General features: G+C 63.9%; 13 protein-coding genes and 2 tRNA genes. 8 read left to right on the top strand and 7 right to left on the bottom strand.

Going from position 1 to position 14891, the window contains the following annotated elements; translation table 11 throughout:
- Window position 1 precedes the first annotated feature (1 nt).
- Window positions 2-1381 (bottom strand): cation:dicarboxylate symporter family transporter, encoded by a 1380-nt coding sequence (locus HBA99_RS07860; protein WP_057965000.1) that lies wholly within the window; start codon window positions 1379-1381, stop codon window positions 2-4.
- Window positions 1382-1517: 136 nt separating this feature from the next.
- Between HBA99_RS07860 and HBA99_RS07855 the strand changes: the two genes are divergently transcribed.
- Window positions 1518-2249 carry an MmpS family transport accessory protein gene (locus HBA99_RS07855; protein WP_070951300.1) on the top strand — a complete coding sequence of 244 codons (732 nt, stop codon included), beginning with the start codon at window positions 1518-1520 and terminating at the stop codon, window positions 2247-2249.
- On the opposite strand, the gene HBA99_RS07850 is transcribed toward HBA99_RS07855, so the two are convergent.
- Window positions 2246-3619, bottom strand: a complete 1374-nt coding sequence (locus HBA99_RS07850) for an MFS transporter (protein ID WP_070952294.1) — start codon at window positions 3617-3619, stop codon at window positions 2246-2248. The two genes, HBA99_RS07855 and HBA99_RS07850, sit on opposite strands and share 4 nt — an antisense overlap.
- A 56-nt stretch (window positions 3620-3675) precedes the next feature.
- On the opposite strand from HBA99_RS07850, the gene cmrA reads away from it, so the two are divergent.
- Entirely contained in the window at window positions 3676-4479 is an 804-nt protein-coding gene (gene cmrA / locus HBA99_RS07845; RefSeq protein WP_070951301.1) for a mycolate reductase, read from the top strand.
- On the opposite strand, the gene HBA99_RS07840 is transcribed toward cmrA, so the two are convergent.
- Window positions 4458-5183 carry a TetR/AcrR family transcriptional regulator gene (locus HBA99_RS07840; RefSeq protein ID WP_070951302.1) on the bottom strand — a complete coding sequence of 242 codons (726 nt, stop codon included), beginning with the start codon at window positions 5181-5183 and terminating at the stop codon, window positions 4458-4460. The genes cmrA and HBA99_RS07840 overlap by 22 nt on opposite strands.
- Before the next feature lie 79 nt (window positions 5184-5262).
- Between HBA99_RS07840 and HBA99_RS07835 the strand changes: the two genes are divergently transcribed.
- On the top strand, window positions 5263-6213 hold the full coding sequence (locus HBA99_RS07835; RefSeq protein ID WP_070951303.1) for an AurF N-oxygenase family protein: 951 nt from the start codon (window positions 5263-5265) through the stop codon (window positions 6211-6213).
- 23 nt (window positions 6214-6236) lie between these two features.
- Here HBA99_RS07835 and HBA99_RS07830 read toward each other — a convergent pair whose 3' ends face one another.
- On the bottom strand, window positions 6237-7760 hold the full coding sequence (locus tag HBA99_RS07830) for a helicase HerA-like domain-containing protein (RefSeq protein ID WP_070952295.1): 1524 nt from the start codon (window positions 7758-7760) through the stop codon (window positions 6237-6239).
- Window positions 7761-7887: 127 nt separating this feature from the next.
- On the opposite strand from HBA99_RS07830, the gene orn reads away from it, so the two are divergent.
- The 3 genes from orn (at window position 7888) to HBA99_RS07815 (ending at window position 10094) form a co-directional block, all read left to right on the top strand.
- On the top strand, window positions 7888-8514 hold the full coding sequence (gene orn / locus HBA99_RS07825; RefSeq protein ID WP_030095049.1) for an oligoribonuclease: 627 nt from the start codon (window positions 7888-7890) through the stop codon (window positions 8512-8514).
- A gap of 47 nt (window positions 8515-8561) precedes the next feature.
- A tRNA-His gene (locus tag HBA99_RS07820) sits at window positions 8562-8637 on the top strand.
- A 569-nt stretch (window positions 8638-9206) separates the two neighbouring features.
- On the top strand, window positions 9207-10094 hold the full coding sequence (locus HBA99_RS07815; protein ID WP_057968570.1) for a DivIVA domain-containing protein: 888 nt from the start codon (window positions 9207-9209) through the stop codon (window positions 10092-10094).
- A gap of 69 nt (window positions 10095-10163) precedes the next feature.
- Here the strand turns inward: HBA99_RS07815 and HBA99_RS07810 are convergent, their stop codons facing one another.
- Window positions 10164-11381: a L,D-transpeptidase gene (locus HBA99_RS07810; protein ID WP_070922536.1), complete on the bottom strand. Its 1218-nt coding sequence runs from the start codon at window positions 11379-11381 to the stop codon at window positions 10164-10166.
- 157 nt (window positions 11382-11538) lie between these two features.
- On the opposite strand from HBA99_RS07810, the gene HBA99_RS07805 reads away from it, so the two are divergent.
- Both HBA99_RS07805 and HBA99_RS07800 read left to right on the top strand, forming a co-directional pair.
- A tRNA-Lys gene (locus HBA99_RS07805) sits at window positions 11539-11614 on the top strand.
- A gap of 121 nt (window positions 11615-11735) precedes the next feature.
- On the top strand, window positions 11736-12551 hold the full coding sequence (locus tag HBA99_RS07800; protein ID WP_070951304.1) for an aldo/keto reductase: 816 nt from the start codon (window positions 11736-11738) through the stop codon (window positions 12549-12551).
- A 6-nt stretch (window positions 12552-12557) separates the two neighbouring features.
- Here the strand turns inward: HBA99_RS07800 and HBA99_RS07795 are convergent, their stop codons facing one another.
- Entirely contained in the window at window positions 12558-14006 is a 1449-nt protein-coding gene (locus tag HBA99_RS07795; RefSeq protein WP_070951305.1) for a flavin-containing monooxygenase, read from the bottom strand.
- Window positions 14003-14860 (bottom strand): SDR family oxidoreductase, encoded by an 858-nt coding sequence (locus HBA99_RS07790; RefSeq protein ID WP_057968574.1) that lies wholly within the window; start codon window positions 14858-14860, stop codon window positions 14003-14005. Before HBA99_RS07790 ends, HBA99_RS07795 begins: the two co-directional genes overlap by 4 nt.
- Window positions 14861-14891 lie beyond the last annotated feature (31 nt).

The raw sequence follows: 14891 nt of genomic DNA, 5'->3' as shown, positions 1-14891 counted from the left end.
GTCAGTTGGCTGCCTGCGCGGGCACCTTCTCGGCGACGGCGTCGTCTGTGTGATCGTCGAGCATGGTGGTTTCGTCGAACGGATCGGCACCGGAGAGCACCGTCTTGATCCGCTCACGATCCGTTGTCTTGGTCCAGGTTCCGATGAGCAACGTGGCCACCGCATTACCGGAGAAGTTGGTCAGCGCCCGCGCCTCCGACATGAACCGGTCAATGCCGACAATCATCCCGACCCCGTCGATCAAGTCGGGCCGATGGCTCTGCAATCCACCCGCCAGCGTGGCCATGCCGGCGCCGGTCACCCCGGCCGCGCCCTTGGAAGCGATGATCATGAACGCCAGCAGCGAGATCTGCTCACCGATCGATAAGGGCTTGCCCATCGCGTCGGCGACGAACAATGAGGCCATCGTCAGATAAATCGCCGTCCCATCCAGGTTGAACGAGTAGCCGGTCGGGACAACGATTCCCACCGTCGACTTCTCGACACCGAGGTGCGTCATCTTCGCGATCAGTCGCGGCAGCGCCGATTCGGAGGAAGACGTCGAGACGATCAGCAGATACTCACGCGCCAGATAGCGCACCAGCTTGAAGATCGACACCCGGGCCACCGCCCACAGCAGCGCGCCCAGCACACCAAAGATGAAGATCACACACGTGGTGTAGAAGCCGAGCATCAGTGCGCCCAGCTCCTTCACGGCGTTCCAGCCGGTCTGGCCGACCACATTGGCGATGGCACCAAAGGCGCCGATGGGCGCCAGCCAGAGCACCATGATGAGGACCTTGAACACCAGCTTCTGAAGCATCCCGACACCGCGCACGATCGACTCACCGGTGGATCCCAGAGCTTGCACCGCGAAACCGACCAGCAGCGCGATAAACAGCGTTTGCAGCACGCTGCCTGAGGTCAGCGCCGAGAACATCGTCTCCGGCACAATCGATTTGATGAAATGCCAGGTGCCACCGGCGGCATGCGCCTGGTCGGCGTACTTGGCACCCGCCCCCTGATTCGCCCCGGACAAATGCAACCCGGTGCCCGGCGCGAGCAGGTTGCCAACAACCAGACCGATCGCCAGCGCGACGGTCGACATCGCCAGGAAGTACACGAACGCCAGCCCGCCGACGCGGCCGACACTGGCGGCCTTGCGCACCGATCCGATGCCCAACACGATCGTGCAGAAGATCACCGGGCTGATCATCATCTTGATGAGGCTGACGAAGATCTCGCCAAGCACACCCACCGACTTGCCGAACCCCGGCCACAGCATGCCGACCACGACGCCCAGCACCACCGCGACGATGACCGCGATATAGAGCCAATGGGTGCGGTCCTTGCGTTTCTTGGGCGGGGTGCTCTCGGAGGCCGTGGATTCGGTCACTGTCATGGCCCCTATCGTGCCGTACCGTGACCGGGATCACAGCACGGCCCCGCCCATTGACCCACGTGCGGCGATGAACTGCCGGAAACACGGCCGACGGGCTTTCACCTGCATCGATAGGTTGGCGGGTACCCTGGCGGCCATGGACAGCAACCGCCGCGACGATGCGGCCGCCCAGGGCGGCTCCACGTCATACGGGTCGTGGTCGCAGTCCAGCCAACCGTTGGATTACCCCGATGACCCGGCCTACGCCTCGCAGGCGTTCGAGTATCCCGCGCTCTCCAGCACTGCCCAGCCCAACCAAACGGCTGTGCTGCCGCAGCAATACGGGTCTTACGGTCCTCCCCCACAGGATCCCCCGCCCCCGCGCCGTTCGAACACCTTCTGGCTGTGGGTCGTCGGCATCGGGGCGCTGGTCGTCATCATCGCGCTCATCGCCACGCTCGTCGTTCTGATCCAGCGCCAGGATGAGCAGCCCCCCACAGTTATCGCCACTCCCTCCACCCGAACCTCGACGACCACCGCGCCCAGCGTGCCGAGCCTCCCGCCGATACCGAGTTTCACCATTCCCCCCATTCCGGTGAATCCTCCGACACAGGGAAGTCAGGCGGCCACCGAGACTGTCGTCTATGAGGTGTCCGGACGCGGCCCCGCCCTCAACATCACATACTTCGACACCAGCGGCTCCCTGCAGATGGAGTTCAACGTCAAGCTGCCGTGGCGCAAGGAAGTCAAGCTCAACTCCGAACAGTTGACGAACGCCGTCGTGATCGCCGCCGATTTCTCGCACGACGTCTCCTGCACCCTGCTCGTCAACGGAGCGCAGAAGAGCACCACCTCGGGAAAGATGGCGACCTGTAGCGGTATGGGCTAGCTTGCGCCGCTGATGTTTTCGCCGGTCACCGGGTGGTACCGGGGAACCTTCACCAACATTACCGCCACCATTCCCAGCGCGATCATCAGCACCGGGCCGGCGATTCCCGCACGGGTGGCGTGGAACAGCAGCGCAAAGACGGCGAAAAGCCACGGACCGACGAAAGAGACCGCCCGCCCGGTCATGGTGTAGAGGCCGAAGACGAACGCCTCCCGGCCCGCCGGCGCCATGCGCAGCACCAGCGTTCGGGCCGCCGACTGGGGCGGACCGACGAACGCGGCGATCGCGAGCCCACAGATCCAGAACGAGAGCTCACCGGACAGGCACATCATCACGATGCCGAGGGTGACAATCGCGACCAAGGAGCCGACGATGATCCCCTTGGAACCCAAACGAGTGTCGATCAAACCGCCAACAATCGCCCCGGCCGCCGCCATCACATTCCCGGCCACACCGAACAACGTGATGTCCGCCCCGGATAAGTGGAAGACCCCGTTGGCGATGACGGGGGTCAGCGCGAACATCGCGACCATCCCGTCGCGGAAGATCGCACTTGCCCCCAGGAAGTAGATGATGCGCCGATCCATGCGCCACTGCTCCACGAGGTCACGCCACAACTCCCGATACACCCCGAAAAACCCGGGCGAGCTCGGCGGCGGGTCCTCCGGATCGGCCGCCGGACGGCTGAGCACCAGCGGCAGCGCGAACACCGCGAACCATGCCGCCGCCAACAACGCCGAGACCCGCACGTCGTATCCGTCGGCAGCGGGTATGTGAAAGAGGCCGCGGGTCGGCCCGTCCCCCGAGATGAAGCCCACGTAGCAGATCAGCAGAACGACCACGCCGCCGATGTAGGCGGCCGCCAGGCCGAGCCCGGATACCCGCGAGGCGTTGGCCGATGTGGTGAGCCCGTGCAGCGTCGCGTTGTAGGGAACCTGCGCTAGTTCGTTGAATACCGAACCCGCGCAATACAACCCGAGACCCAGCCAGAGGTAGCGGTTGTCCTCACGCACCAGGCTCATCGCCGTGGCGACCAGCACCACCAATGTGGTGAGTGTGCCCAGCGCGATACGGCGCCGCTGCGGCGTGTCGGCCCATACCCCGATCACCGGAGCGAGCAGGAAAACAAGGACACCGCCCAGGCCCATCATCCAGCCGAGGAGTCCCTGGGGGACGCCGTCGGGCATCCCGGCGCCGACTCGGCCCGTCAGATACGGCGTGAAGATGAACATCACGATGACGGTGTTGAAGGCCGCGGATCCCCAGTCAAACGCCGCCCAGGCAGCTATCCGGCCACGCGAGGTGGGGGTGTCCGATTGTCGGCTCGGTCCTGGGTCGTGACGCCCCACAGGCTCCTCGACGCCAGGCATGCTCATTAACGACAAGCGTAGCTTGGCCCACAATGGGCAACCTTTACGATTGCCCCATGCCGATACCCGCACCAAGTCCCGATGCCCGCGCCGTTGTCACCGGAGCCTCTCAGGGGATCGGAGCGGCGCTCGCCGAAGAGCTTGCCGCCCGCGGACACAGCCTCATCATCACCGCTCGCCGTGGCGAGATCCTCAATGACCTGGCCAACACCCTCACCGAGAAGACGGGGGTGATCGTCGAGGTGCGCGCAGTGGACCTCGCTGACCCCGGTGCGCGTGGCGCCCTCTGCACGGAGTTGTCCGAGCGCAACATCTCGATCCTGTGCAACAACGCGGGGACCGCAACGTTCGGGCCCATCCGCGGCCTGGATCCAGAGGGCGAACGCAAGCAGGTGCAGCTCAACGCCGTTGCGGTGCATGACCTTACGCTGGCGGTGCTGCCGGGCATGCTTGAGCGTGGGGCCGGCGGCATCCTCATCTCGGGATCGGCGGCCGGGAACTCTCCGATTCCCAACAATGCCACCTACGCCGCGACCAAGGCATTCGCGAACACCTTCTCCGAGTCGCTGCGCGGCGAACTCAAGGGCACCGGGGTGCATGTCACGCTGCTGGCACCGGGACCGGTGCGCACCGTCGAACCCGACCCTGCCGAAGCCTCGATTGTCGACAAGGTGGTCCCGGACTTCCTGTGGATCAACGGAGAGTACACCGCTCGCGTGTCACTGAATGCATTGGAATGCAACAAGATGCGCGTCGTGCCCGGCATCACTTCCAAGGCAATGTCGGTAGCCGCGGGGTACGCACCGCGCGCCATAGTGGCCCCGATCGTGGGCAGCTTCTATAAGAAGCTCGGCGACTGACCCTCGCCCCGCAAGTCACGTAGCGTGGCGCCGGCGGTCTCGACTCGGCTCTGATCGAGCACGTGGTCGGGGTCGACGATGACGCCCTTGGACCGCAGGAAGACGTCGACCGAGGCCCACAACGTCTCGGCAAGTCGTTGGCCCACAGCCTCCTCGGGCGTGGCACCCTGCGCTGCTTGCCATATCGCCGTCGTCGCCGCCGTGCCGATCAATGCGGCGGCCAGCTGATCGACACCGGCGGGATGCACGTTGACACGCTCGAGGAACGATGACATCGCCGCGGCCAGTTCGGCGATGGCCCCATCATGCCGAAGCGCCGGGGCGGACTTTCCGCGCACACTCACCATCTGATGTTCGAAAAGGAATCGGGTCGACTGCGGATACCGCCGCACCAGCTCGATGAAGCGGGATGCGGCGCGCTGCGCGGATTCTCGCGGCGGGACGGCGATGTCAACGGCCGAGGTCAGTCGCCGCCGGATGGCGCCCACCATGGCCTGCGCCACCGAGTCGAAAAGGTCGTTGCGGTCTTCGAAATGCCTGTACAGCTTGGGTTTAGCGGAGTGCGCCGCGCGGACGACGTCCTCGACCGTGGCCGACGGGCCGTTTCTCTCGATTGCCACCACCGCCGCCGAGACAAATTTTCGACGCACCCGGACCTTGTGCTGAGCCCACCGGTCGCGCCGCGCATCACCGCCATCCGCCATGCCATTGACGATACGCGAAGTACCCGGTACTTTTCGGTACTACCTACGGAATGGCGGACTGAGCAGCGGGAGGCATGTCATGTCGCAAACGCCCATCGATCACGACGACTCACCCATCGAACGCGCGGCGGTGCGGCTCCTGCGCTCATCGGTCGAGCGTTCCTACAACCCGGAAGTGGATGTCGATTGGGACGCCCCCGACGTGCCGGGCCTGCGCTACGTGCCCGACAAGTACATCTCGCTGTTCGGCACGAAAATGTTCGAGCGGATGACCGAGGACGAGAAGATCACACTCGGGCGGCTGGAGGCATCGGCCCTGGCCAGTTGGGGCATTCTCGCCGAGAGCGCCTTGATGCACCCCATGCTCAAACTGGCCTCGGTCAGCGATCCCCGCAGCGCCACAGCGCAATACGCTCTGACCGAAGTCGCTGACGAGTGTCGCCACTCGGTGATGTTCGGCCGCCAGATCAACACGTTGAGCGACCGCAGCTATAACCCGCCCAAGATCGCCCGGGCATTGGTGGGCATCACCGCGCTCGCACCGTTGTCCGCGACGATCTTCTCGATGATGCTCATGGTCGAGGAGATACTGGACCGATTGCAGCGCCAGACCATGAATGACGAGACGCTGCAGCCCCGCACCCGTGCGATCGCCAAGATTCACGTCATCGAAGAGGCTCGTCACATCAGCTACGCCCGCACGGCGCTGAACCGCGCGGTCACACGAACGGGCCGCGCCCGAATGGCCGTCGAGCGCGTAATCGTCGCCGCCGGGGCATCGGTAATCCCACTGGTCATGGTGCAACCGGCCGTGTACCGCGACGCCGGGCTTCCGCCTCTCAAGGCAACGTGGGCCGCGCTACGCAATCCGCACTATCACGCAAATCTACGGTTCTTCGGCGAGCGCCTTGTCCGCGCCATGGATGAGGCCAACATGCTGGAGGGCCGTCTGGTGCAGTTCCTCTGGCAGCGCTCCCGGATGCTGCCCGAAGGCTTTGTGCCACAGTCGAAACGGACAGCGGACGGCTAGATCGACGATCGACTCGACAGCCCTTACTTCTTGCCCATATTGCGGATGAGCTGCTTGCCCAGCGCGCTGAGGAAGCTCTGAAAGCTCCTGTTGCTGAGTAGGCGCCGCCACCAGCTGGGCTTCTCAGGTGCCGGCTTAGCGCCCTTCTTCGCGGGAGCCTCGATGGGTGCGTCCTGTGCTGCCTGGGCCGCCTTCTCGGCGAGAACCTCGAAGGCGGATCGCGAATCGACCGTCTGGCCGTACTTGGATTGCAGGGGGCTGGACGCGGCGGCGGCCTTGATGGCGTCGTCACCGATGGCGGCCATCAACGAACGCGGCGCGCGCATCCGGGTCCACGCCACCGGCGTCGGCGCGCCTCTCTCGGAGAGCACCGTGACGATGGCCTCGCCGATGCCCAACGAGGTCAGCGCCGTGCCCATGTCGTACACGTCGGTCTTGGGATAGGTCTTGACGGTCTTGGTAAGGGCCTGCTGGTCCTCGGGCGTGAAGGCGCGCAGCGCGTGCTGAATGCGCGCACCCAACTGCGAGAGCACGTTGTTGGGCACGTCAGTAGGCAGCTGGGTGCAGAAGAAGACGCCAACACCCTTGGACCGGATGAGCTTGACCGTCTGCTCCACCTGCTCCAGGAACGCCTTCGACGCGTCGGCGAACAGCAGGTGCGCCTCGTCGAAGATGAACACGAGCTTCGGCTTGTCAACGTCGCCGACCTCGGGCAGCTTCGTGAACAGGTTGGCCAGAATCCACATCAGGAAAGTGGAGAACAGAACCGGCCGCGCAGCCTGCGCCCCTAGCTCGACAAGCGTGATGACGCCCTTGTCTCCGGATGTACGCATCAGATCGTTCGGATCGATTTCGGGTTCGCCGAAGAACGTATCGCCGCCGTCGGCCTCCAGGTTGATCAGCGCACGCAGGATCACGCCCGCCGTCGCCGCCGACACGCCACCGAGGTTCTTCAGGTCCGCCTTGCCCTCATCGCTGGTCAGGTACGTGATGACCGCGCGCAGATCCTTCAGGTCCTGCAGTGGTAACTGCTGTTGGTCTGCCCAGTGGAAGATCAGCCCCAGCGTGGATTCCTGGGTGGCGTTGAGCCCCAGCACCTTTGACAACAAAATCGGCCCGAAGCTGCGGATGGTGGCGCGGACGGGCACACCGATTCCGGTGGTACCGAGGGAGACGAACTCTGCCGGGAAGTCCGAGGCCACCCAATCGTCGCCGGTGTCCTTGGCACGTGCCGCCGTCTTGTCGCTGGCCTCGCCGGGCTTGGAGATGCCGGACAGGTCGCCCTTGACGTCGGCCATGACCACCGGCACCCCCGCGGCGCTGAGCTGCTCGGCGATCACCTGAAGGGTCTTGGTCTTACCGGTACCGGTCGCGCCGGCGATGAGGCCGTGCCGGTTGAGGGTCGCCAACGGAATGCGGATACGCGCCGCAGGATCGACGTTGCCGTCGACCACGACCGACCCCAGTTCAAGTGCCTGACCTGTGGTGGCGTATCCGGCGGCGATCTGCTGTGCGGGCGTGGATCCCGCGGTGGTCTGCTCGGCCATGGCCACGACCCTAATGCCCCCAACCGTCTCCGTCATCGCTCAGTGTGGCGTCGACACGGGATTGCTCGCGAAATTCCGTGCTGACGTCACACTCACGGATCGCACGTACCGCTAATGTGGTCAGACTGTGAGTGCCCCACGCGATGAACTGGTCTGGATCGACTGCGAGATGACCGGGCTCGACCTCGGCTCAGACAAACTGATCGAGATCGCCGCCCTGGTCACCGACGGCGACCTCAACATCCTCGGCGAAGGCGTTGACCTCGTCATTCACGCCGATGATGCGGCGCTGGCCGCGATGCCTCCGGTGGTCAAGGACATGCATGCCAAGTCCGGGCTCACCAATGAGGTCCGCAAGTCGACGGTCACTCTGGAAGAGGCCGAGGCCCAGGTACTCGATTACATCCGCCAGCATGTGCCTTCGGCCAAGGTCGCTCCCCTGGCCGGGAACTCCATTGCCACCGACCGCGGATTCATCGCACGGGATATGCCGGCGCTCGACGAGTTCCTGCACTACCGAATGATCGACGTCAGCTCCATCAAGGAGCTCTGCCGCCGCTGGTACCCGCGGATCTACTTCGGCCAGCCCGACAAGGGCCTGGCCCACCGGGCGCTGGCCGATATCAAGGAGTCGATCCGCGAGCTGCGTTACTACCGGCGCGCGGCGTTCGTTCCCGACCCCGGGCCCTCTACCAGTGACCTTGTCGCGATCGTGGCGAACCTGGACAACGCTGCGGATACCGATTCGGCCTAAGGCGCCATCACCGGTTAAGATCTTTCACGCCGCTTCGCGCGGCAATGGTGGCTGTAGTTCAGTTGGTAGAGCACCAGGTTGTGATCCTGGCTGTCGCGGGTTCGAGTCCCGTCAGCCACCCCATTTCGGAATCGCCGTCTACGCAAGTAGGCGGCGATTCCGCTTTCTACGGACACAACCTGCCGCGTCATTCGGCGTCGGAACGGGCACTGCGGTTCCGTTCTTCCTCCTGGTCCGCGATACGGCCGCGGCACGATCACACCCCGGCTGCTCGCCGGTAACCCATACCGCGATCAGGTAATTCACACCATCGCTACCTGGGATTAAGCGATCAAGATCGATTTCAGGAAACGCCCTGTGTAGGCGATACGTTTCATTACGCGATCCATGGCAAACCGACAGGCTCCAAAAGTGCACGTCGACAGTGACCGCCGCCAGAAGCCGTCAGCTAATCATGAATACAGAGCATCGCGACCGCAGGAAACCTTCTGCCCGCATGCTGATGCCGATGAAATCCTGAACGTTCCGATCAATATTGGTGCTATGACCAGGCACGTCGAGTGATGACAAATCTGGTTACGTCATGACCCAGTCTTTACCAACAGGTGTATACGAGAACTGGTAACGCGTGTCATACTCTTCGCGGGCTAACGTCCATCCACTCTTTCCGCACCTGTTTCCAAGGGGTACCAGTGACCGCGACCACCACCAACGAGTCCACTCGGAACTTCACCCGCACCCGCAACGGGTACGACCCCATTGAGGTCAACGAGTACATCAGCCGGCTGACGATCATGCACCAGTCCGGGCTGAACGACGTCGAGACGCTCAAGAGCCGACTCGAGGACGCCACCAAGCAGATCGGCTCGCTCAAGGATGAGGTGTCCAACCTCAGCGACACCTCCCCCTCGGCGCACGCGATGACCGACCGGATGGCCAAGATGCTGCGCATCGCGGTCGACGAGGTCTCCGAGATGCAGAACGAGGCGCGCACCGAGTCGGCAGCCCTGGTTGCCTCGGCCAAGTCCGACGCGGAGGCCATGCGCACCAAGCACAAAGAAATGCTGGCCGATATGGCGGCCCGGCAGAGCGCGCTGGAGACCGAGTACACCGAGGTGATGGCCCGCGCCCGCGAGGAAGCCAATCAGATTGTTGCCCAGGCCGTCAGCGAGTCCGAGCGGCTACGCGCCGCCGAGACCAAGCGGCGCGAGAAGGCGGAAACCGAACTGGACGAAGAGCTGACCAAGCTGCGCACGGAGACCCAGTCAGCCGTCGACGAGCAGCGACGCAGCACCCAGGCCGAGTGCGAGAAGCGTCTCGCTGACGCCAAGGAAGAAGCTGACCGCCGCCTGCGTCTGGCCGACGAGCAGATCGAGCGTCGCCTGGACCAGGCCCGCCGCTCCGTGGAAGAGGTTGGCCAGCAACGTATTTCCATTCTGGAGCAGCTGATGAGCGTGCACGGCAAGCTCGAGAGCATCCCGTCCATCCTGGAGTCGGCCTACCGCGATCGTGACAACTCCAAGTCGATCATCATGGTGCCGTCCAAGCGGGTCCTCGACCAGAAGGTCATAGAAGGCTAGAAGCGGACCAGTTCGCAGAAAAGCCCCCGCACGCTCGACGTGTCGGGGGCTTTTTCGTCTGCGGCGACGCTAGTTCCGGGCGTTTCCGGCCTTCCACTGCGACCACGGAATGTTCCAGTCGCCAAGCCCGTCGGTGACAGGAAGAACGGGGCCAACCGTATTGGAAACAATCACAATGTCACCGCGCTTGGTGTTCTCGTAGAACCACTTCGCGTTCGCGGTGCTGACGTTCAGGCAGCCGTGGCTGGTGTTGGTGCGCCCCTGCGCGCCGACGGACCACGGTGCGGCGTGCACGTAGATCCCGCTGTAGGACATCTGGGTGGCGTACTGCACTTTGGTGCGGTAGCCGTCGGGCGAGTTGACCGCGACACCATAGGTCGAGGAATCCATGATCAGATCCTTGAACCGCTCACCAATGATGTATGTGCCGTTGTTGGTGGGCGCCTTGTCCTTACCCATCGAGGTCGGCATCGTCTTGATGATCTCGCCGTTGCGCTCGACGTTGACGACCTTGTTGTTGTCATCCACCCGGCTGATGATCGCGTCGCCGATGGAGAAGCGGGACGTCACGTTGTCCTGCCCAAAGACGCCGTTGCCCAGGTCCACCCCATAGGTGTTGACCTTCACATCGATCGACGTTCCGGGCTCCCAAAACGCCTCTGGGCGCCAACGCACTTCGCGGTTGTTCAACCAGTAGAAAGCACCCTCGACGGGCGGGTCGGTGGTGATCTTGATGGCCTTCTCCGCCGCCGCCCGATTCGGGATGCTCTCATCGAACCGGATGGCGACCGTTTGACCGATACCGACCACCTCACCATCACCCGGCATGACATACGGCATCGTCATGTTGTCCGGCGAATGAGTGCGGAACGACGCATTGGCGCGTGCCACGCCGCCAAGACCTCTGGCATCGGCCTTGATGGTGTACTGCTTGTCATAGCCGAGTGGCTCGGTGGTGGACCACGTCACACCGTCGGCGCCGACCTCACCGGCAATCTCTTTGCCGTCGGAGTTGACCATGGTGACGGTTCCGAGCACGCCCTCGCCCGCAGTCACCGTCACGGGCGCATCGACCGGGACGCCGACCGCTCCATCCTTGACCGACATCGCCAGCTTGGGCACCAGCAGATCCGCGTAAGGCGTTGCCTTGTCAATGACTTTCGGCGGTTCCTTGGAGGTGGCATCCGTGCATCCGGCCAGCACAGCCATGGCCACAATCGGGAGTGCGAGCGCGGTGGCCCACCGCCGACGCGCGCCAACCAGCAGGCGTGGACGACCCTGGGTCATGCTTTGCTCCCTTTGAAACTTGATGCGCAAACTCACCGATGATTGTACGGGTTCAGGATGGTCGGCGACGACCTCAATAACCGCGACCGGGCTATCGGGGGGATGACAATTTTCGTTACGGGCTCCGAGGCTGCTAAGGTCTTCCACGCACGTTCACGCGCCGTTAGCTCAGTTGGTAGAGCAGCTGACTCTTAATCAGCGGGTCCGGGGTTCGAGCCCCTGACGGCGCACCACCAGAAACGCCCCACTCCCAGCATTGGGAGTGGGGCGTTTCATTTACCCCGAGCCCCCCGGGAATACTCCGTGACGCCCCGCGTTGGGTTGACCGTGACGGTTCCCCAGATAGTCCCCAACGTGACGCTCAATTCCGGTACCACGATTCCCCAGCTCGGCTATGGCGTCTGGCAGGTGCCTAGCGACGAAGCCGAGGCGGCGGTATCGACCGCCCTGCAGGTCGGATACCGGAGCATCGACACCGCGAAGGTGTACGAGAACGAGGAAGGCACGGGCCGCGCCATCGCGCAGTCCGGGGTTCCCCGTGGGGATGTCTTCCTGACCACCAAGCTGTGGAATGCCGATCAGGGCTATGACAGCGCGCTACGCGCGTTTGACGCCTCCCTGGAGCGGCTGGGCACCGATTATGTGGACCTGTACCTGATCCACTGGCCGGTGCCTGAACTCGACGAGTACGTGGCCAGCTTCAAGGCGCTGCAGCGGATCCAGGCCGACGGCCGAGCCAAGGCCATCGGGGTCAGCAATTTCACCGTCGAGAATCTCCAGCGGCTGATCGATGAAACCGGAGAAGTGCCTGCTCTCAACCAGATCGAGCTGCATCCCCGGTTCACCCAGACCGAGCTGCGCGCCTTCCACGCCGAGTACGGCATTCTCACCGAGGCCTGGTCGCCACTTGGCCAGGGCACCATCCTGGATAGCCCGACCATCGGCGCCATCGCCGAGGGCCACGGGGTGAGCGCAGCGCAGGTGATCCTGCGTTGGCATCTTCAGCTGGGCAACGTCGTCATTCCCAAGTCGGTGACGCCGGCGCGCATCGCGGCCAACTTCGATGTGTTCGGATTCGAACTCAGCACCGACGAGGTAGAGCGCATCACCGGGCTCGACGCGGCCGACGGTCGCATCGGCCCCGATCCGTCGACGTTCAATCTGCGCTAACGCGCGTCACTGCACGATGTAGTGACTCTCCTCGGGTGAGGCGAGCATGCGCTCCATGGTCTTCCGATCGAAGGGCCACAGGTCTACCGATCCGTCCTCGGTGAGATACCAGGAGTTGCACCCGGTCGCCCACACCGTGGGTTTCATCGCCTCACGCGCTTGGACGTTGAACTCATCGGTCGCCTCGCGGCTCACTTCAACCGTGGTGATCTCGCCACGGGCGAAACGATGTAGCCAGCTGATGACGTATTCGGCGGTGCGCTCGGCCGTGTGCTGAAGCCAGATCGATCCGGTCGGCGAGTTGGGGCCGAGCACGGTGAAGAAGTTCGGGAAGCCGGGGATGGCGGTCATCCGGTACGCCTTGGGCCCCTTTTCCCATGCCTCATCAATCGAATATCCGTCTTTGCCAACCAGATTCATCGGCCGCATGTAGTTGTGCGCCTGAAATCCGGTGGCCAGCACAATCACGTCGAATTCGCGCTCGGCACCGTCGACCGTCACAATGCCGGTGGGCGTGACCCTGTCGATGCGGTCGGTGACGATCTCGACATTCGGCTTCTGGACAGCGCGATGGAACGACCCGGACAAGACCTGCCGCTTGCACAGCGGCTCGTAATCCGGGGTCAGTTTTTGACGCAACTCCTTGTCGCGGATCAGGTGCAGGCACGCCCGCGCGTACTGCTGCACCAGCCGCCGACCCCAGCTGGGCCGGGTCACGATGTTCACCAACGCGTCGGTGCCCGTCAACGCACTGAATCGCACGATGCGTTCGGTGGGCAACGCCTCCAGCAGCTTGGAGACGAACTTTGGCTGCCGCATCGCCATCGGTGCCCACAGCACCCATTGCGGTGTCCGGATGAATGAGGTCACCTGCTCGACGATGGGCTGCATCGCCGAAACCACTTGCACCCCAGTAGAGCCCGTTCCAATCGCGGCGACACGCTTTCCTTCCAGCTGCACCGAGTCATCCCACCGCGCGGTGTGCACCACCTTGCCGCGGAAGCTGTCGAGCCCTGGGATGTCGGGGATGTTCGGGTGGTGCAGCACGCCGGTGGCGGCAATCAGAAAATCGCATTCCAGCACCTCCCCCGCCGCGGTGGTAACCCGCCAGCCCGTACCGGTGAACTCTGCGGCGGTGACCTCCTGCCCGCACCGAATATGAGACATGACGCCCAGATCCTCGGCGACCGTGCGGTGATACGCCTGAATCTCTGGACCGGTGGCGAAGAGCCGTGGCCAGTCCGTGCGTGGCGCAAAGGGGTACTGATAGGCCTGGGAGGGCACATCGCAGGTCAGCCCCGGATAGCGGTTCCAGTACCAGACGCCACCGACGTCATCGCCCTTCTCCAGAATGGAGAAATCGTCGAAACCGGCCTCTATGAGTTTGTGCCCCACCGCGATTCCGGCCATACCGGCGCCGACGACGACAACTCTGGGACTGCGCCGTTCGCTCACTTCTGGTGCTCCTTGCTCTGCCGCTCGATGCGTTCGATGTACGCGCCGCGGGCGTTCAGGTCCAGTGAGGTCAGTGCACGACGGTCATCGATCAGCCGGCGGCCAAGTCGCTCAAGTGGTTCGGGCACAAAAAGATCCACCAGCCCCCATCCGAATGCGAGCCAGCCCGGCACCGAGATCTGCGCGCGACGAGTGTCGACACTGCGCACGATCGCGGCCGCCACATCCTCGGGATCGACGGTCGGCATCCCCTTGCCCAGCGGTGCGCCCGAGGCCAACTCGGTGCGGACCGCGCTCGGCAGCACCGAGCTGATGCTGACGCCGCTGTCTGCGTACTCCTTGCGCAGCGCCACGGAAAGCCCGACCGCACCGAACTTGGACGCGTTATAGGTGACCATGCCGGGGACGGCCAGCTTGCCTGCCATGGACGCCACGTTGACGATGTGCCCACGCCCCCGCGCCACCATCTCGGGCAACGCGGCCCGCGCACCGTTGAGCGGACCGCGCACGTTCACATCGAGAATCAGATCGGTGGTGCGTTCGTTCTCCTCGACAAATCCGCCCAGCGGCATCACGCCCGCGTTGTTGATCAGGATGTCGATCGGACCCGACTCGGCGCGCACCCGATCAAGAAACCCGGCCCAGGACTCGGGTTTGGTGACATCGAGAGCACCGGACTGTGCACGCGGAATCGTGTCCGCGGTCTCTTTGGCGACCACGTCATCGACATCGCCGATCCAGACATCGGCCCCCTTATCGGCGAAAAGACGCGCGGTGGCAGCACCGATTCCCCTGGCTCCACCGGTGATGACGACCACCGCGCCTGGCAGCTCAATCTTCGGATAACGACTCACATCAACCTCCAACGGAATGGCTTGTCAGTTT

Origin of the sequence: Mycobacteroides chelonae (genome assembly GCF_016767715.1) — a bacterium.
Classification (GTDB): Bacteria; Actinomycetota; Actinomycetes; order Mycobacteriales; family Mycobacteriaceae; genus Mycobacterium; species Mycobacterium gwanakae.
The sequence above is the reverse complement of the archived record's forward strand: the minus strand, read 5'-3'. Positions and strand labels throughout refer to the sequence as shown.